Origin of the sequence: Methylomonas rapida (genome assembly GCF_024360925.2) — a bacterium.
Taxonomy (GTDB): domain Bacteria; phylum Pseudomonadota; class Gammaproteobacteria; order Methylococcales; family Methylomonadaceae; genus Methylomonas; species Methylomonas rapida.
In genome coordinates this window covers 4,174,028-4,192,015 of the sequence record NZ_CP113517.1, presented here as the reverse complement: position 1 = coordinate 4,192,015, position 17,988 = coordinate 4,174,028, and the positions used below count along the sequence as shown (strand labels likewise).

At 45.4% G+C, this 17,988-nt stretch carries 20 protein-coding genes and 1 tRNA gene; 13 read left to right on the top strand and 8 right to left on the bottom strand.

Features of this window, described 5'->3' with window-relative positions; genetic code table 11:
* The first annotated feature begins 421 nt into the window (after positions 1–421).
* Complete coding sequence (locus NM686_RS19875) at positions 422–1,483, top strand: tyrosine-type recombinase/integrase (RefSeq protein ID WP_255189555.1); 1,062 nt, start codon at positions 422–424, stop codon at positions 1,481–1,483.
* Between the two features lie 251 nt (positions 1,484–1,734).
* On the opposite strand, the gene NM686_RS19870 is transcribed toward NM686_RS19875, so the two are convergent.
* Both NM686_RS19870 and NM686_RS19865 read right to left on the bottom strand, forming a co-directional pair.
* Positions 1,735–2,160: a hypothetical protein gene (locus NM686_RS19870; protein WP_255189554.1), complete on the bottom strand. Its 426-nt coding sequence runs from the start codon at positions 2,158–2,160 to the stop codon at positions 1,735–1,737.
* Between the two features lie 19 nt (positions 2,161–2,179).
* Entirely contained in the window at positions 2,180–2,446 is a 267-nt protein-coding gene (locus NM686_RS19865; protein WP_255189553.1) for a helix-turn-helix domain-containing protein, read from the bottom strand.
* A gap of 114 nt (positions 2,447–2,560) precedes the next feature.
* Between NM686_RS19865 and NM686_RS19860 the strand changes: the two genes are divergently transcribed.
* The 11 genes from NM686_RS19860 to NM686_RS19810 all read left to right on the top strand — a co-directional run bounded on the left by NM686_RS19860 (position 2,561) and on the right by NM686_RS19810 (position 11,188).
* A complete protein-coding gene (locus NM686_RS19860) occupies positions 2,561–2,779 on the top strand; it encodes a hypothetical protein (RefSeq protein ID WP_255189552.1) in 219 nt (72 codons plus the stop codon).
* A gap of 10 nt (positions 2,780–2,789) precedes the next feature.
* Complete coding sequence (locus tag NM686_RS19855; RefSeq protein WP_255189551.1) at positions 2,790–3,440, top strand: hypothetical protein; 651 nt, start codon at positions 2,790–2,792, stop codon at positions 3,438–3,440.
* Between the two features lie 24 nt (positions 3,441–3,464).
* A complete protein-coding gene (locus tag NM686_RS19850) occupies positions 3,465–3,767 on the top strand; it encodes a hypothetical protein (protein WP_255189550.1) in 303 nt (100 codons plus the stop codon).
* A 418-nt stretch (positions 3,768–4,185) separates the two neighbouring features.
* Positions 4,186–4,575 (top strand): hypothetical protein, encoded by a 390-nt coding sequence (locus NM686_RS19845; RefSeq protein WP_255189549.1) that lies wholly within the window; start codon positions 4,186–4,188, stop codon positions 4,573–4,575.
* 151 nt (positions 4,576–4,726) lie between these two features.
* The gene (locus NM686_RS19840; RefSeq protein ID WP_255189548.1) at positions 4,727–4,852 is read left to right on the top strand and encodes a hypothetical protein; all 126 of its coding nucleotides are present in this window, start codon (positions 4,727–4,729) and stop codon (positions 4,850–4,852) included.
* A 12-nt stretch (positions 4,853–4,864) separates the two neighbouring features.
* Positions 4,865–5,086: a major coat protein gene (locus tag NM686_RS19835; RefSeq protein ID WP_255189547.1), complete on the top strand. Its 222-nt coding sequence runs from the start codon at positions 4,865–4,867 to the stop codon at positions 5,084–5,086.
* A 21-nt stretch (positions 5,087–5,107) separates the two neighbouring features.
* Entirely contained in the window at positions 5,108–6,553 is a 1,446-nt protein-coding gene (locus tag NM686_RS19830) for a hypothetical protein (RefSeq protein ID WP_269021958.1), read from the top strand.
* Positions 6,553–6,885, top strand: coding sequence for a DUF5455 family protein (locus NM686_RS19825; RefSeq protein WP_255189545.1), 333 nt, complete (start codon positions 6,553–6,555; stop codon positions 6,883–6,885). Before NM686_RS19830 ends, NM686_RS19825 begins: the two co-directional genes overlap by 1 nt.
* Positions 6,886–6,887: 2 nt before the next feature.
* Entirely contained in the window at positions 6,888–8,261 is a 1,374-nt protein-coding gene (locus NM686_RS19820) for a zonular occludens toxin domain-containing protein (RefSeq protein WP_255189544.1), read from the top strand.
* Positions 8,262–8,743: 482 nt separating this feature from the next.
* Positions 8,744–10,057 carry a hypothetical protein gene (locus tag NM686_RS19815; protein WP_255189543.1) on the top strand — a complete coding sequence of 438 codons (1,314 nt, stop codon included), beginning with the start codon at positions 8,744–8,746 and terminating at the stop codon, positions 10,055–10,057.
* 18 nt (positions 10,058–10,075) lie between these two features.
* Complete coding sequence (locus NM686_RS19810; protein WP_255189542.1) at positions 10,076–11,188, top strand: phage integrase; 1,113 nt, start codon at positions 10,076–10,078, stop codon at positions 11,186–11,188.
* Between the two features lie 57 nt (positions 11,189–11,245).
* Here the strand turns inward: NM686_RS19810 and NM686_RS19805 are convergent.
* The 3 genes from NM686_RS19805 to NM686_RS19795 all read right to left on the bottom strand — a co-directional run bounded on the left by NM686_RS19805 (position 11,246) and on the right by NM686_RS19795 (position 12,193).
* Positions 11,246–11,321: transfer RNA gene (locus tag NM686_RS19805), tRNA-Lys, on the bottom strand.
* Between the two features lie 178 nt (positions 11,322–11,499).
* Positions 11,500–11,958 carry a molybdenum cofactor biosynthesis protein MoaE gene (locus NM686_RS19800; protein ID WP_255189541.1) on the bottom strand — a complete coding sequence of 153 codons (459 nt, stop codon included), beginning with the start codon at positions 11,956–11,958 and terminating at the stop codon, positions 11,500–11,502.
* 1 nt (position 11,959) lies between these two features.
* Positions 11,960–12,193, bottom strand: a complete 234-nt coding sequence (locus NM686_RS19795) for a MoaD/ThiS family protein (protein ID WP_255189540.1) — start codon at positions 12,191–12,193, stop codon at positions 11,960–11,962.
* A 49-nt stretch (positions 12,194–12,242) separates the two neighbouring features.
* On the opposite strand from NM686_RS19795, the gene moaC reads away from it, so the two are divergent.
* The gene (gene moaC, locus NM686_RS19790; protein ID WP_255189539.1) at positions 12,243–12,725 is read left to right on the top strand and encodes a cyclic pyranopterin monophosphate synthase MoaC; all 483 of its coding nucleotides are present in this window, start codon (positions 12,243–12,245) and stop codon (positions 12,723–12,725) included.
* Positions 12,726–12,735: 10 nt separating this feature from the next.
* Here the strand turns inward: moaC and NM686_RS19785 are convergent, their stop codons facing one another.
* From NM686_RS19785 to NM686_RS19775, 3 genes are read right to left on the bottom strand one after another with little or no spacing between them, the layout of a single operon-like run.
* The gene (locus tag NM686_RS19785) at positions 12,736–13,314 is read right to left on the bottom strand and encodes a hypothetical protein (protein ID WP_255189538.1); all 579 of its coding nucleotides are present in this window, start codon (positions 13,312–13,314) and stop codon (positions 12,736–12,738) included.
* 5 nt (positions 13,315–13,319) lie between these two features.
* On the bottom strand, positions 13,320–14,138 hold the full coding sequence (locus tag NM686_RS19780) for a carbon-nitrogen hydrolase family protein (RefSeq protein WP_255189537.1): 819 nt from the start codon (positions 14,136–14,138) through the stop codon (positions 13,320–13,322).
* A 51-nt stretch (positions 14,139–14,189) separates the two neighbouring features.
* Positions 14,190–17,984 carry a YhdP family protein gene (locus NM686_RS19775; RefSeq protein WP_255189536.1) on the bottom strand — a complete coding sequence of 1,265 codons (3,795 nt, stop codon included), beginning with the start codon at positions 17,982–17,984 and terminating at the stop codon, positions 14,190–14,192.
* Between the last annotated feature and the right edge of the window lie 4 nt (positions 17,985–17,988).

Here is a 17,988-nt window from a genome sequence, read left to right as displayed (position 1 = left end):
GGAATGCCCGCGTTCAGATGTTCAAGTAGTTGCTGCTAAAATCCTCAATATAGCTCGCGGCACCCAATCGTAGTGCCTGCTTCTTTCAAGTGTCCATCCACAGTGCCTCTTTGAAACAAATAAGGCATGTTCCAAATATCCATTTTTTTGCTGATTTAACCTGTAGGCTCTTAATCAACAATGAACCGGAGATCCGAGTTATGCGGCATGAGGAAGAGATGCAGTCAAGGTTTTTTCGACAAAAGAACGCACACAAATATCTAAGTATGAGCGAACCAGTTTTCAATAAATTGGTTCGACCATACTTAACTGAAATCAGAGTTGGTAGAGCTGTTTTTTATGATCGACTTGACTTAGATGCATGGGCTGATACATTCAAAGCTGCGAACGGAGAGCCGGGTAAGCCAATGGAGGAATTAACATGGCAAAATCAACCCCCGGCCTTAGAAAGAAAGGCCAAATCTGGCACATCGACAAAACCGTTGCGGGCATCAAGCTTCGCGAAAGCACTGGAGAAACGGAACTCGAAGCCGCTGAACGCTACTTAGCAAAGCGGATACAAGAGATCCGGAGCGTAGTGGTTTATGGTGAACGTCGAGATCGAATCTTTGATGAAGCGGCCGCTCGCTTCACTGAGGAGAATGAACACAAACGGTCTTTAGACCGGGATATTGATACTTTAAGGGCGGTGATGCCCTATATTGGTGACCTGGCTTTAAAGAAAATCCATTCTGCGTCTTTGGATCGGTATATTCGAGACAGAAAAGCAAACGGAATTTCGGCAGGAACCTTGAAGCGGGATATGGCGGTGCTACGCAGAGTATTCAATCTCTGCGTAGCCATGTGGCGTGACGAACAGGGCCGACCCTGGCTTGACACTGCGCCGCTGTTACCAAGCATACAGGGAGCAAAGCGAAAGCCTCGTCCTATATCGGTTGCAGAGCAAGAAAGACTGATTAAGAGCATGCCGCCGTATTTGGCGGATATGGTGTTATTCGCGCTGCATACCGGTTTGAGAGATCAGGAAATCTGTGGTCTCAAATGGGAGCACGAAGCTAAGATTTCCGGGACTGATGAATCAGTATTTATCGTCACGGAAGAGCGTGCAAAAAATAGCCATGAACGTATCGTGCCACTGAATGCTGTAGCACGATCGATTGTGGATCGTTATCGGGGTCAATCAGAGTACGTATTTCACCTGAAAGGCAACCGATTAGAAAGGATGAACAACAGAGCTTGGCGAAAAGCCCGTGAAGCGGTTAATCTGGCTGATGTACGGGTGCATGATTTGAGGCATACGTTTGGCATGCGGTTACGCGCTGCCGGTGTGAGCCTTGAAGATCGTCAGGACTTGTTGGGTCATCACGCGGGGCATATCACGACGCATTACAGTAAGGCGGAAATTGCTCGTCTCATTGAGTGTGTTGAATTGCTTTGCGACGGCAAGCAACAACCCGAGCTGACATTGATTCGGGCGGCTTAATCGTCAAAAAATCGGAAATGAAAAATGACAGGCACAAAAAAAGCAGTCGCCCGTGAAAGCTAACTGCTTGATTCGTATATCGAATTGATGGTGGGTCGTGTGCGATTCGAACGCACGACCATCGCATTAAAAGACCGTTGCTATAATACGCAACAACACATAAAGACCTGAAATTAAAGCAATTTCTTAAATTAAAAAGGTCTTTATGTGTTGTTGTGGTGTGTCTGGATGGAAAGAAAAAGGAAAGCTATCTATTCGCAGTGCATTTGCCAAACGTTGTCTATTTTTGTCGGTTTGCATACTGGCTCTGGTTTTTGCGGTTTAGAATTTTGCTGTTTTGGAAATGTCTTCTTTATATACCTCGTGCTTTCTCTTTGTATGTTTTCCATTTCTTTCTTGAATTGTTCGCTGGCTATTTTCAAATCTCTTTCTAATGCTTGGCGCTCAAGATAGTCCCAATATAACTTAAAGCCTCCAATGACGGCGGCCGCTGTTACGATTGCTAAAAATATCGGTAAAAATAGCTTGTTCTCGTCAAAGTATCTTTCCTTTCTCTTTGGTGTGCTCTTTTCTCTTGGTTTGATCGGTTCGTGTATGTCTTGAATTTTGAATTTTTCATTTTTATCTTTTATTGTTCTTCTTTCGTTGTTCCAGTCTATTTTTCTGTACCTGTCCATTTTCCCCTTACCCTCTCCGCTATTGTGTACCCGTTTTTAGATTTCGTCTGATTTCTTCAAGCTCTGGGCTGATCTGACCGCTCTCTGCCATTGTTTCACCGAATACAAGCCAATATTTGTATTCTGGCCATAGTTTTGCTAGTGCTTCTATGTGGTCTTCATTTGCTTTTTGCCTTCCTATCTCTACTGATTGCCAAGTGTAGTCAGTTATTCCGGTAAGTTCTTCTAACTTCCTTCTGCTTAACTTCTTGAATTTTCTTAGTTTTTCTATTCTTTCGCCTAGCATTATGCAAATATTACTAAAAAATATTGACCTAGCACTAATAACTTAGTACTATTTTCTAAAAATTGAAAACCCACAACGACCCACAACCAGCCGAATGAGGCTAAGGGGCTAACAATGGAACAGCACGAAAAAGAAGTCAAGCAAATCACGGTACAGGTTCAAAGCTTTGTTCCTGTTATGACAATGACCCAGTTCGGAGAACTCGCCGGTATGACTTATGACAGCGTTAAAAGCCAAGTCATCAATGGCAATTTGCCAAGTATCAAGATCGGCAAAAAGAGAATGGTTAATGTTGTTGCATTAACTGAAATGGCTAAATTGGCTATTGCGTAAGGGGGTGGGTATGTCTACTCAAATAACGTTTGAACAACAACGGATATTTAAAGATGCCATCTATGAAATACAAGGTCATATTTCTTGTATTTCATATGGTTTATCTATTAATGATGTTAATCATCAACGACGTAACTATGAAATCGTTATAGATTTATCTTCTTCTTTTTCTCGGGTCTTTAATTCGATTCCTTTTTTTAAAGCTCGTTTTAATGCCTTGTTTGATGTATTCAACAGATCGCGTCAATTTTGTTTTATCGATAATAATATCGATTTATTTTTATCTAAAATTGAGTCTATTACTGCTTCTTGGCTTGATTCATTAATAACACCACTGCCTTGTTCTACTGGCGAAATTGCTCAAGGTCGTGAAGACGGGGCGGCTGATTACATTCCTAATAAGCCAGATCCTTTAGTTTCTGCTCCTGAAGGTTTAAGTGGTTTTCCTGTTTCTGGCTATATTTTTAAGGCTTTAACTGTTTATCGATTACATTCTTTAAAGATTTATTCATTTGATGAGCTTTATCAGTTTTCTCAACGTGATCTTTTTGCGGTTTTGATGTCTGATTTGATGCTTGGTTCACGGGCTTGTTACAGGACTATTTCTGATATTAATGATTCGCTTAGTCTTCGTGGTTTTCCAACGTTATCTATATGTTAATTCCTTTCTTGTATAGGTTTAATAATGAACATTCCTTTTAATGAATTCCTTGAAGACGAAGCTTCTTTACCTCCACGGATGGAGAATAAAGCGGCTTTATCCAAGGAACGTAACTTTCGAACTGCTTTGAGTGCTGCAAATTATATGCTTCTTGAAAAAGAAGCTACTCAACGTGGCATTAAACCCTTCACTTTAACTAAATCGGTGATGACTCTTTATATTCATCGTCAACTAATCTACATCAAAGAACTTCCTAAAGAACTGCAAGACGCTATTACGTTGCATTACTCCAATGTCGATCGCTTAAATCTGGCTGAAGACCTATAGGGAAGGATTATGGAAGTTGCTAACCAGCTTATAAATGCCGGACGGAGCCGCGGTATGGGGTTTAGCCGACTGAGCCGGCATACCGTGAAGGCGCAAGGGCGCTTAGCGTTCACTTTACCCTTGCGCCTTCGCGGTTGTCGGCTACTGTCGAGCGCCCCATACAGCGGATTCTTTCGGTTTATATGCTGGATGGTGAGCGGGAGGGGCTTCTATCTAGGAGTTAAGCGGCACGCTTCTTGGTCTTTTAAACTTAAACCCTTATTCATAACTATGGAATTTTTACTTACTTTGGCGGCTTTGTTTATTTATGACGGCATTAATTTTTTTCTTCGTAACATTCGGGATTATTTAAAGAAATAACCAGCTGAGCAACTGGCTAATCTGCTCATTTTTTTAACATTCAAACAAGGTATTTACTATGTCTGCTTATGATCAAGCCTTAATGGAAACCATGAGAACTACCGTTATTGGTAATGTCGAATCTGTTACTCGTTATTCTATCGATGCAGATTCTAAAGGCGGTGCAATCTGGGTTACTAAACCTAATACGGGAAAGAATTCTAATGTTTTGGGCAATGAAATTATTAAAGTTAAAATGCCTTTCGATATGTTTCCTCAAATTCAAGCCATGCAGGAATCAGGCGATATTACTTTACCTCAGGTAATGGAAATTCTTTGTGATGTTGATATGGGTGGTCAAAATAAGGCCGTTCTTTCTGCCGTATCGATTAGAAAATACATTCCTGAAACTAATACTAAACCAGCGGACAAAAAACCTGCTGTAAATGAATCTAAGCCTTTGGCTTAAAACATCTTCACGCTGTGAAGTCGGCTTAAAATTATGACTGAACAATTATTAACTGACATTCTGAACTTTATGATGGTGTTTTCTTATGCCTTCATGTGGGTTGTTGGTTTTATCTCGGGTATCAAATTAGCATCACTTTTGCCCTATTGATATGACTGCATCTGATTTTCAAGAATTGATAGGTTACTTAATTGTTGCTTTCAGTACAGGATTTAAAGCCGGTTATCTCTTGGCGGCTTTTAAAATGGCTGCCAAGGCAATTTTTCCACCACGTTAAAAAGGTGATTTTATGAAAAACTCTTTGAAAAATGGCGGCTTGGTTGTCGCTGGTTCTTTGGCTGGTGTAAGTGCTGCTTCTGCTGCTTTGCCAGCTGCGGCTGAAACTGCCTTTACCAATCTTTCAGCTGATGCTCTTGACTTGGTTGATTTGGCCTGGACGGCGGCTATTCCTATCACGGTTGCTTTCATCATCTTGCGCATGTTCAAGCGTGCTGCTTCTTCTGCCACTTAATAACTAGGGGCTTTGCTGGCCATGATTCGGTATTTAGTATTTTTCTATTTGCTGGTCATGGCTGGCAATTCTTTTGCTGGTACAACTTGGTATTCTTCTGACTCACAAGCTTTTGCTGCTGCTGGTTGCTCTGTTAAAACTGGTGAATCTAGCGGCGCAAGCATGTGTATTAATGGTTGGTATAATCGTTATATATGTGGTGGTAATTATTATGCCTACTGCCTTGCTGGTTATATTCAATGTTCTGTTTCTGGCCAAACTCGCGATATAAATGGAATTTGTTCATGTCCTACTGGTAAAGAAGTTTACTTAAATCAGTGTGTTGATGTTTGTCCTTCTGGTTCTTCACGTCTTTCTGATGGTACTTGTTCTGTTCCAATTCCTAGTTGCACTTCTTTGGGTGTAAATGTTAATGATTTTATTCCCAAATGTTCTGAAATGATTGATGGTTCTCCATCTGTTTGTTTAAATTCGGATGGTGGCCAATTTTCTATTGCCGGTTGTCCGTCTATTCAATGTGAAGACGGTTCTTCTGTAATTTATCCTGCTACTTGTCCAGTTTCCCAATGTGCTGAAGGTTTTGAATTGGTTGATATAGGTCAAGGCTATGGTAAAACCTGCGTTAAACCTCTTCCATCTGATGAAGAAAATAAGTTTTGTACTGTGACGCCTGGTGGTTCACAACCTCTTTGTGCTTCTGATGATCAGCCTTTTAAATGTCTTTTTGAAAATGGTTCGTTTGTTTGCTTAAGGCAAGAAGACTCTCCTCAACCTGGTCAAACTTGCTATACCTCTGGAACTAAGTATTTTTGTGTTTCTAATCAGCCTCAAATAGAAACAACTAAACAAATTGAAACTCAGCAAGATGGAACTGTAAAAGAAACTGAAATTATTCAGCCGAATATAGATGGGGTTCCGCCTGTTACACGTGAAACTATTACTAATCCTGATGGTTCTCAAACCATAAAAAGCAATCATCCTGGTGATGCTTTTGCGGTTATGTCTTTAAATAAACTACAGCCTAAAATTGATCTTTCAAAAGTCGAGAAAAACACTCTTGATACAGCTGATAATACTAAATCTATTTCAGATAAATTAAATGAATTATTTGATAAAGTTTCTGAATTTATAGGTGATGAATCTGATTATGATAAATCAGATATAGAATTTGACGGGTTAGATGATAAATTGAATCAAGATCGTGCTTCTTTTGAGGCTTTTGTTAATCAATCAAATCCTGCTTATTCTCTTGCGAATCAATATAGTCTAAGTTCTGCTTTTTCTTCTTTGTTGCCTTCTGATTCTTCTTGTTCTGGTGGTATCAATACGACTATTTTTGGTAAAGAATTTATATTCGAGCCTTGTGAAAAATTAGCGCCTTTGCGTGAAATATTGGCTTGGTTTTTTTCTGTTTGGTCGGCTTGGATTATTTTAAATATGATTTCTAAATCAATTGTGAGGTTCTAATGCCTGCTTTATTTAATGCTTTACGTTGGTTTTTTCAAGGTATTATTGGTTCGGCTATTTATCAAATACTCTATAAATATGGTCCGGCTATTATTGCTTTAGGTTTTATTATTGCGGGAATTATTACAGTATTAACGCTTTATTTATCCTCTATGTTTTCTATAGTTCAAGGTATTTATCAGACTATTCCTTCTTTGGCTCTCGATGTTTGGGGTTGGGTCATGCCGTCCAATGCTGTGCCTTGTCTTTTGGCTATTCTTTCGGCTCGTGTTTGGTCTTGGTTGACTAAAATTGGGTATGACGTATTGAAAATTAAATCTAAGGCGGTTTAATCATGCCGGGCTGGATTATCCAAGGTGTTCGTGGGGAAGGTAAAAGCCTTTGTGCTGTTGCCAAAATGCGGGAATATCTTTCTCGCGGTTGTCCAGTTGCTACTAATCTCGATTTATATTTAGAAAATCTCTTACCTGAAGATAATAACTCAATTGCTTATCGTCTTCCTGATCGTCCTCGTTATGAGGATTTTTTGGCTTTACCTCCTGCTTATGACCCGAAATATAAAAATGAGGATAAAAACGGTTTAATTGTTTTGGATGAATTGGCCTTATGGCTTAATAGTCGATCTTGGAAAGAAAAGGGTAGAAAAGAAATTATTGAATGGCTTTTATTATCTAGAAAAGACCATTGGGATTTAATACTTTTAACTCAAGATCATGAGTTAATTGATAAGCAAATTAAAAATACTCTTTGTGATTATCTTGTACAGGCTTCGCGTTCTGATCGTCGCAAGATACCTTACTTGGGGCCTTTTCTCGAATTTATATTTCTTGATGGCTATATGCCTAAATTTCATCTTTACGATGTTTACTATGGGATGAATTTCAATGATTCTAGAGTTGAGCAATGGCGTTATCGGGGAACCGATATTTATAATGGGTATGATACTAACCAGCGTTTTAATGATGGTAATGAAATCTTAGGTAAACGTGTTGTTGATATGCGGGCTATTTATACTTATTTGCCGCCATGTTATTTAACCAAACGTGTTTATATTGATCGTTTGCAGGCGCAAATAGATGACATAAATAATATTCAAACTATATCTGAAGAGGATGATGAAATGGCAAGAAAAAAGGTACATACAGCCGATGGTGCAAAGGTCAAAATCGTTTTGATGTCGGTATTCTTGGTCGGTTTCTTGGTCTGGCGTATTGGCTTTGGTGACTTCAATTTACCTGGGTCGAAAGATGTTGTTAAAAACGTTGCGTCTGTTTCACCTTCTCCGGTTCCTCCTGAAGAAAAGAAATCGCCTGAAAAATCGAATTTCGTTTCGGTGGGTGGCGGTGGTGCTGCTTTCGTTGAAAATCTGGTAACTCGTTTTCGCCCTAGGCTCGCGGCTTTGATTACCGGAAAAGACCGTAATGGTGATCTTGTTATATCAGGCCTGGTTGAATTTTATGATGGGCAACAATTAGTCGAGCGTTTCAAGCTGGATGAATTAAAGGCTTTTGGTTGTGCTCTTGCGTTGCGGCCTTATGGGCTGGACATTATAACCAGTGGTGGAACTTATCCCGCTTCCGCTTGGCCAAGGCCGGTCGTTGAATCAACTGTGCCTTTTCCGCCTCAATCTAAGCCCACTCCTGTTCCTGCTATTACGTCGCCTTCTCCGGCTGCTTCCGTTGTGCCTTCTTTTGTTTCGTCGGGGTAGTCGATTACAAGTAGCTCCGTTCCTTTCCACTTAAAAACATGATTTCGCCCTGAACCGTGGCGCTCGGGGCTGGCCTGAACGTATCAAAATAAACCGGATGATCGTTTAAGCGAAATTGTTATGGCGGCTTGTTAATATCGTGGAAAAACTGGCGGGGTGGGTGTGGGTAAGCTGTGGGCGGCGGTGTTGGTCTTGGCAAGCGGCTTTCTTGTTTTCCTGTATCGGGTTTTTTCCCGGTGGTCATTGACTCTCGCGCCGTCCATAGCTTATCCATGCCCACGCTTTCCCGCCTGAATTTTCCACATATTAACAAGCCAAATCTAAAAAGGGCGCGCTAAGCGCATCATTCAGGGGTTTTATTGCCCGTAGGGCCGTTCAGGCCAGTCCCGAGCGCCACGGTTCAGGGCGAATCTAAAAAAATCCGTGAACGTCCTTGTATCACGTTACAGACAAAATCCAAAAATAGGTCGTTAGGTGTTGTTATGAAGTTTTCTAGTCGTTTTTCTGTTGATTCTTTGTCTAAGGGCGTCGAAGACGCGCAAGGCAAAATTTTTTTCAATGATTTGGGCTTTACTGATCTTTCGGATGTCCAGATTGTTGGTTGTTTCGTTGATACGATTAGACAGCTTTTTCATGGTGTGCCTGACGAGGGCTTGATTCACAAGTTAGAAACTCACCTTCAAAATAAGGAAGACTTGATTTATTTGGGTCAACCAGGTCCCGGGGCTATTTGTTGGCATTTGTCCAAAATGGGTAAAGCCGCGCGTTATCGTTACAAGCTTCAGAACAATCAAGAGGGTGTTGTTATCCTGTTTGGCTCGTATTATGAAAAACTTGATTCTCCTGGCCAGCATCTAAAAATTGAGCTTTCCCCCCATTTCATTAGTCAACGCTCTGTCAAAAAAATATGGCAGCGTTTGCACGGTCAATACGGTTTTTCTAATGCCTTTCTCCATGATGCCAAGCCTCGTGGCTGTGCTGTCCATTTGGCGCTTGATTATCAGGGGTTTACGTTTCCTGTTGATTTTCTCGATCATCTATCGACCTATTCCAGAACCATTAGAACATTCGATTCAATATCAGAAATCGACTTGAGTGATATTTCTGAAGCGGTTGCTTCTTATGGCGGTTCAGGTGTTGAAAAGAATTATCTGATTGGTCGGGCGTCTGCTTTTCAAGTCTGCATGTACGATAAATCGCTTGAAATCGTCAAACGCGATAAGAAGGATTACTTTCAAAAAGAATGGGAAGTATTTTCTTTGGGTACATACGATAAAAACAAGCGCGTTCGTCGTCTTGAACTCCGTTTCCATCATCAAGTTATCCGTGAAATCGGTCAAGGTATGGATAAAACCCTGGAATCTTGGGAAGCCGTGGCTGAACATCTCACCGATATTTGGCGTTATGGCATGAGGTTGACTCGTTACAATCTTGACAATGGGCGTAAAGATAGAGACTCGCATTTTTCCCGCGATTCAATTCTTCATCCAGTTTGGCAACTATTCATGCAAGACCCCGTTTTTTATGTGCCTGCCGATGGTTTGCAGATATGCCGAAAAAAAAAGGAATCAATCGATCCGATAGCCAAGAATATCAGTCTTTTGATTGGGAACATGATTACCCTTTGTGCTCGTTCCGGAATGGATACCAAGCAAGTCATGGGCCAGTTAAAACGGCTTAATTTTTACCCTCAAATCGTTAGCTATTACATTTCCCGTGGTCTTTCTGAGTCTGATCTTAGGGAGAACGTCGAAAAGGGCCTTGCTATGCGGCGGATAATTGGTAAAGCGGCTTAGTTATGGTTGCTTACTTTCTTGCTTTTCGTTCTGGAAAGACTGGCTATCGCTGTTCTGGGAAAGGGCGTGTTTTTGTTCGTGTTTGGAAAAGTTCTAAATATAAACAATTTGATTTATTTATTAATGACTATGCCAAAAAAAGACGGTAATAAATGGAAAGTCGATATTCGTCCTGATGGTGTAAAAGGTCGTCGAGTTATCCGGCTTTTTGACTCTAAGGCTGAAGCGGCTTTTTTTGAGAAAAATCTTCTTTCAGGTCGATTTGAGCCGATAAGCGATAATCGACGTTTTTCCGATCTGGTCAATCTTTGGTATGACTTGCATGGCCAAACGCTAAAAAGCTCCATCGATACAAAAAATCGATTGCTCAAGATCGCTGAAGTTCTTAATGACCCGATTGCGCGAAATTTTGATGTTTCTTTGTTCTCAAGATACCGTCAAGATCGCCTTCAATCCGGAATCAACGTGGCCACTCTTAACAGGGAATTGTCTACGCTCAAGGCGCTTTATCGTGAATTGAAGCGGCTATCTGTTATCAGTTATGAATGTCCTTTTGAGGATGTTCGCAAGTTCAAGGAAAAGCAAACTGAACTACGTTACCTCACTAAAGATGAAATTTCTCGTCTTTTCGATTCGGTTCATCAATCTAAGAATTCAAGCCTTTTTTACGTGGTTTCCATTTCTTTGGCCACTGGGGCGCGTTGGTCTGAAGCTGAAGGCTTAAAGATTGATCATGTTAGAAACAAAGGCTTTTATTTTCCGGATACAAAAAATGGTCAATTTCGCTTCATTCCTGTTGATGTGGGAATTTATGAAAGTGTTTATCGATACCTTCGCACTAATACCATTGCATCTTGTTATGGTGCTTTCCGGTCTGCCTTCAAGCGTGCTTCCTTAACTTGTCCACCTGGACAGCTTGCTCATGTTCTTCGGCATACCTTTGCCTCTCATTTCATCATGAATGGTGGCAATATTCGAACTCTTCAACAGTTACTTGGTCATTCAAGTCTGAATGTTACGATGAGATATGCTCATCTTGCGCCAAATTTTCTTGAATCTGCTCGTTCCTTTAATCCCCTTTCGGGAATGGATATAGATAATAAGTGGAAAGAAAAAGGAAAGGAAAGCTAAAGACATAAAAAAAGCGTAAACGGTTAAACCGTAAACGCTTGATTTATAACTAATTGATGGTGGGTCGTGTGCGATTCGAACGCACGACCATCGCATTAAAAGTGCGGTGCTCTACCGGCTGAGCTAACGACCCGTCAATTGAATGCTCATTATATATGAGTTTTTGCAAAATGCAAATGTTTTTTCTGAGCCGAATTGATCTCCAATTGCAAAGCCGATAACTTTGGTTGGATCAAAGGGTAAAAATAAAGTAGGTTTTGGCACGTTGTAGCTATGCGCGGCGGAAGCTTGAGCCTTTAGCAGGGCTCAAGCTAGCCATGATGAACTTGGTAGCCATCGGTATTTTTTTCCACCCAGCGTTGTTGGCCGGAGGCCAGGATTTCTTTTTTCCAAAACGGGGCTTGGCTTTTTAGGTTTTCCATGATGAAGCGGCTGGCGTCGAAGGCGTCGCCACGGTGGGTAGACCAAACGGCTACCAATACCAGAGCCTCGTTTGGCCTTACCTCGCCGACGCGGTGTATTATCAGGTAATCCAGTAAGCGCCATTGGGCTTGCGTTTGGTCTACAATTTTCTGCAGTTGTTTTTCGGTCATGCCTGGATAATGGTCCAGATACATGCGCCGCACGTCATCGCCTTGGTTGAAATCGCGCATGGTGCCGACGAAAACGCTGGTTGCGCCATATTTGCCCTGCAGCGGCTTTTGTTTGATTTGATGTTCCTGTAATGATTGCCAGGGATCAAAAGGCGCTTCGCATAATCTGATATCCATGTCAGCCTCCGGTGACTGGCGGGAAAAACGCTAGTTCGTCACCATCCCTGACTTCGCTATCTAGCTCGATATAGCTCATATTTACCGCCGCCAATACCGCATCGGGCATATTCAATTCCGGATTGAGCTGTTGCCATGCGGCACGAGCCGACAGTGGCGCGGAAACCAGTAGCTTGTCTTCGCTACGGCCGACAAGCTCTTTCAGGCTGGCGAAATAGCGGACTTTAATCGACATGATCATTCCCCCGATAATACAATGAAAATTTCTACCCACAGTGCGGAATATGTCCAACTCAGCTCTCAGTCATTTCAACAGCGCCGGTGAAGCCCATATGGTGGACGTCGGCGACAAAGCGGTCACCCAGCGCGCAGCGATCTGCGAAGGATTTATCGAGATGCTGCCGGATACACTGGCCCTGATTATGGCAGGCAATCATAAGAAAGGCGATGTGTTGGGCATAGCCAGGATTGCCGGCATCATGGCCAGCAAAAAAACCGCGGACTTGATTCCATTGTGCCATCCGTTGCCGATTACGCATGTCGACATTCAATTGCAACCGCAGCCAGAGGCTAATCGAGTGCATTGCTTGACTACTGTTAAAACCAATGGACAGACGGGAGTCGAGATGGAAGCCTTGATGGCGACTCAAATCGCGTTGCTGACCATTTACGACATGTGCAAAGCCGTTGACCGCGGCATGGTGATCCAAGGGGTGCGGTTGCTGGAAAAATCTGGCGGCAAGTCGGGCCATTGGCGGCTAGGCTAGAGCGAAGATATTACTCCTCGCTTTTATTCGGTTCTCGATTGATGATTTTTTCATCGATGACTTTATGCAGAAATCGCAACAATTCAGCCGAGGCATCGTCGCCGTATTCGAGTTCGTCGGGTTTGGCGAGCGCCGCATTGACTCGAATGCCGAGGATATCTTCTTGTAGCGTGATGAGGTATTCGGCTTCGGCGTAATTATCGCTGGCGAATATGTCGAGCAAGCTTTCTTCCTTGCCGGCGGTGTCTGGATCGTAACGCACTTGGATACGATTTTCTTCGCGGTTTTTGTCCAGCACTTCGATGTTGCTGATTTTCAGTGCTACAGCCACCATGTCCCAAGCTCGGTCGGGTCGGGTTTTCAGTGTCAGCAAGGGCTTGCTGCCATCGTCCTCGAAAGCGATTAAGTTTGCTAGCGCCGATGATTTGGGTTTTAGATCGTCCATGCCAACGGCTGCCTGCGAGTGGGTATGATCGATCGGCAGCTCGGGCGGTAATTCCAGTTGGTGAGTATCGCGATAACGGTCGGAGGTGTCGGCGCAACCCATAAGCAACAGCACGGGCAGACCATAAACCATGTGTTTCAACATAATGCTTACTCGCAGAAAATGCGGCGATGTTCAAGTGCAGGGAAAGCGGTGCGGGTTTTTTCCAGTCGGGCTTTGTCGATATCCGCGCTGACGAAACCGGGGCCGGTCTTATAGCAGTCCAGCACGACGCCCCAGGGATCGACAATCATGCTGTGGCCATAGGTTTGGCGGCCGTTGACATGGAATCCACCTTGATTGGGAGCTATCACGTAACACAGGTTTTCGATGGCGCGGGCGCGCAATAAAACTTCCCAATGCGCGGCGCCGGTTTTGGCGGTGAACGCCGAAGGGATGACCAGGATATCCAGGCCTTTTCGGGCCATGGGGCGGAAGAATTCCGGAAAGCGTAAATCATAGCAAACGGCGATGCCGATGCGGCCAAAGGGGCTGTCTATCACGACTGGCTTGGAGCCTGCTTCGACTGAGTCGGACTCGCGGTATTCTTCGGTCGAATCCGGCACGCTGACGTCGAATAGATGAACCTTGTCGTAGCGCGCCAGGCGTTGTCCCTGGTCGTCGTACACCAGGCAACTGGCGCGGACTTTGTTGTCGGCCGTGGCGATCATCGGCAGGGTGCCGCCAATGACCCAAACGCCATATTTTTTGGCTAATGAGGACAAAAAGTCTTGAATCGGACCTTCTCCATCCTTCTCCCGCACAGCGACTTTGTCGTATTCGTTCATGCCCATGATGGCAAAATTTTCTGGCAGGGCCACCAGCTTGGCGCCGGCTTTGGCGGCTTCGGCGATGAGCTTTTCGGCTTCGAGCAGATTGGCGTTGACTTGCGGCCCGGACGCCATTTGAATCGCAGCGCAGATTGTCATAGATTGTCCTTTGCTTATTATTTTTTAGGTAGAGCCAAAATTTCTGTGTTTTTACTCGGTGATGGAATCCAGCCAGCCGAAATCGGTCAGGCCGCGCCAGGTTTTGTTCAGTAAGCCGTCTTCGTCGTGCAGGGGGGTGACTTCGACATTGCCCCAGTTGCCCGATAATTTGTATTTGGAGCCGAAAAAGTAACCTTCTTTATAATCATCGGTGACGACTTGGGTGATGATGCTGGCGATACCATCCACGATTGTACCAGCAATGGGCAAGGCATCGGAACTCTTGGGTACTACCGCGACCCGTTGATCTATGGTCTTGTCGACCAGGTTGGTAAAGCCTGCGATGGTGAAGGTGGCGGCCACGGCATCTATCGTCAGATCGTCGGTAAAGGCCAGGCCATTCTTGATTTTGAAATGCCCCTTGATCTCGTCAAAAGCCAAACCTTGACGATAGACGTCGCTGAAATCCAGGCTCAAGCGTTTAACCCATTGTTCCATCGCAATCAACCCCAGCAAGCGGCCAAAGCCCGGTTCTATGCTGGAAATGCGGCCATCTTTCAGATCGAGTTGCAGGAAACCGTTTAGTCTATCCATCGCGAACTGATGCGGGCCGCCGTGCCAACCGCCTTTGAAACTGATGTTGGCGGAAGTCTCCTTGATGTCGTCGGTATAGCCCAATCGCGAGAGAAACTTGCCGAAATTCTCCATGTCCAGGCTCCCTTTGACCTGCGTGGCGGTACCGCTATCCAGCTTCAGCCAATCGGCCGTTACATCGATTTTACTGCTGCCGTTATGCAATTGGATTTTCTTGAAATGTATGCCGTTGCCTAGACGTTCGGTTTGTAGTCTCAACTCACCTAAGTCGACAGTACGCCATAGTAACTGCCGGCTGTTGATGTCTATCAGCGGCAACTCGGTAACGGCGTTTTCCGCGGCATCCAGATGGAAGTTGCTCAACTCTGACAGATTCAAGTAATCCATGTCCAGCAAGATGCGGTTATTGCCACCTAATTGATTGGGAATATGGAAGGCGCCTTTAGCCATGGCGCTATTGAGTTCGCCTTGCCACGCCTGGTCCTGGTGTTGCAAGCGGCCAGTGAAGGCGCCCAGCGACTGGCCTTGCCAAATCAACTGCGGCGTATCGATGGCGATTTCCCTGATTTGCGGAAATCTGGATTGCTCGGGGTTGCCAAAGCTGCTCAGGGCTTGGGACAGGTCGAATGTCGCTTGCCTGATGTCGACTTTCAGACCTTCTTTGCCATAGCGGGAAGCTTGACCCTGACCCAAAACCAGATGCCCTGAGAACAGGCTTTCACGCTTTTTGTCGATCAGCAATTCCGCCTGTAGCTGCTTGCCATAATGCAGCTGTAGCGGTAGCAGGTTGCCAGCGTCGAGCTGAAAATTCAGTCTTAACGGCATCTCTTCGTCGCTGGTTTTTGCCAGGCCGTTCTCGGCCTTGATCGCAACCCCCTTCAAATCGGTGGTAATGTTGAGCTGGCCGGGTTGTTCCGCCGCGTAGGGCAGGGCGAGTCTGGCTTGATACGAAAATGAGCCGCTGGCGACGTCATTCGGCAAAAAGGCAAATTGCTTTTTCAATCGTTCAAAGCTGGTGCTACCGTTTATGCCGAGGTAGGTCGTCTGCTCATCGCTGCTCAATCTGCCTTGAATGGGGTAGCCGAGGGTGCGTGCTTCGAGCGGGCCGCTGGCAATGCGGTCTTCGGTGAAGTTCAAGATGCCTTTGATGCCGTCGACTTTCAGATTGATGGGTTTTAACGTCAATTGCGCACCCTTCAGTTCCGCGTCGACCTTGACTTTGACCGGGACGGTTTCCGCGTACGGGATTTTCAGATCCAGGTCGATTTGGGTTTCGCCATCGCCGTCGAGCACTTTGGCAACGGGTTCTATTTGTGGACGCAGCGGCGACTGCTGCAAAAATGCCAAGCCATCCATGATCTGGGCCCGCACTTTCCCCCACACATACACATGCTCACTGTCGGCCAGCGCCGGTATCGTCACCACGGCTTGATCAATATCGACCTTTTCGCTGCGGCCTTCGCTAATCGCGACTTGCAAGTCCTCGCCCAGAAACTGCACATCGGCATATAAATCATGCAAATGCGGCCAGTCTTCGTTGAATTGCACTTCCCCGTTTTCGATCGTAAACACGGTTTCGAAACGTCCCTGTCCGGTGACAAACGGAAATTGATCCAGCGCGCCCTGAATGCACATTTCGCCCTGACGGATCCTGCCTTTGATGAAGGCATCGTCCAGCCAAGCGACGGCGTCCTCATCCATCAGTTTGGCCGGTAAATACTTCTTGACTTGGCTGATGTCCTCGAAGCCGCCAAAGTGGGTACGCATGTCCAGCACCGGTGAGGCTGAGGTCTTGGGAATGAGCAGGTTCAGCGAGCTGAGGGTTTGAAAGTCCAGGCTGTCTATGGCCAGATTATGGCTATAAACCTGCCAGGCCTCGGCGTCTTGCCACCAGTGAAGCGTACCTTGCAAAAGCTTTATGCTGACAGTGTTTCTGAATAGACCATCGACGTCAGCGGCCACATCGTGGCTGTCGAAAATGATCTGGCCGTACTGGTCGGTGACACTGAGTTGTCCGCTCAAGTGGCGTAATTTAGGGATGGCGGCATAATGATCGGTGCCCAGGTCGTCAAATCTACCGCTAACGGCGTAGCTTTGCAGATCATGGCTGACAAAGAGGCTGACATCGCGCAGGCGGCCGGTGGGATTCAGTTTCAACCACTCGGCATGATCGTGTCCGGTCGGGACGATCAGAGGTGCCAGGAGCATGGCCGCCGGCAGATCGAGTTGCCTGATCAGAGCGGACAGATTGCCCTCGGTATCTTGTTGCAGATAAAAGGCGCCATCGGGCCAGCGCTGGCGCTGGGTAAAGATATTGACGTCATAACCGGCAAGGCGCCAGCGGCCATCGTCTTCGCTCCAGGCAAAACTGGCCTGGAAAGTATCCATGTGGATGGGTTTGCCTTGATTTTTGCTGATGTCAATTTGTTGCGCTTGAATGTAGCCGTCGATTTGATAGGGGCTGGAATGTTTCCAGGCGCTCCAGACTTTGATGTCGCCAGCGCCGGAGCGTAAATCCAGGCCCAGGGGCAAGTCGCCGGTGATCAACGTTGCCGCTTGCAGATCGGTGCCTTCGATATACAACTGCCCTTCGATATCGTCGGCTTTGAATATGTCGCCCTTGACGAGGGCGGAAATACGAAATGAATCGCCATATTGCTTTGGCAGGCTGCTGACCAAATGTATCTCGTGGCTTCGATCGGAAAAATGATTTTTCAGGACCACATCGAAGCGGTCGAGATGAACTTTCTGGCCATGGCGCTTGAGGTCTTGCCATGTAATTTGGCTGTCGAGAATCTCGTACTGTTGGCCGCGCAACAACCAGAGCGGTTGCTCGTCGCTGGCGTGCAGGCCTTTGATCGCCAGACTGCCGTCTTCCTTGCGGGTCAGGTGGACATTGGCGCCGACCAGCGTTACCCGGCTGGCGGACATCAGGTCCCAGGAGAGCAGTAAATGCCAGAAATCAAGGCCTAGCCGAATTTCCCGGAGTTGCAAATCCGGCTTGTTTTGCGGATCTTCGGCTTCGATGCGGATGTCGCGCAGTATGATCTCGGGGTTGAAACCGCGCAAGCCTGCTTCCAAGTGCCCGATCTTAAAGGGAACGTCGGTGGCTTGGCGGATTTTATCTTCGAGTTCGAGCTGATATTCGTCCAAGCCGGCTAAAAAAATCCGCGCAGCGCTCAGCAGAAAGGCGGCCGAAATCAGCGACCAAAACAGCAGATGGCGGGTAGCCCGGGTAATATGTCCAATCACAAAA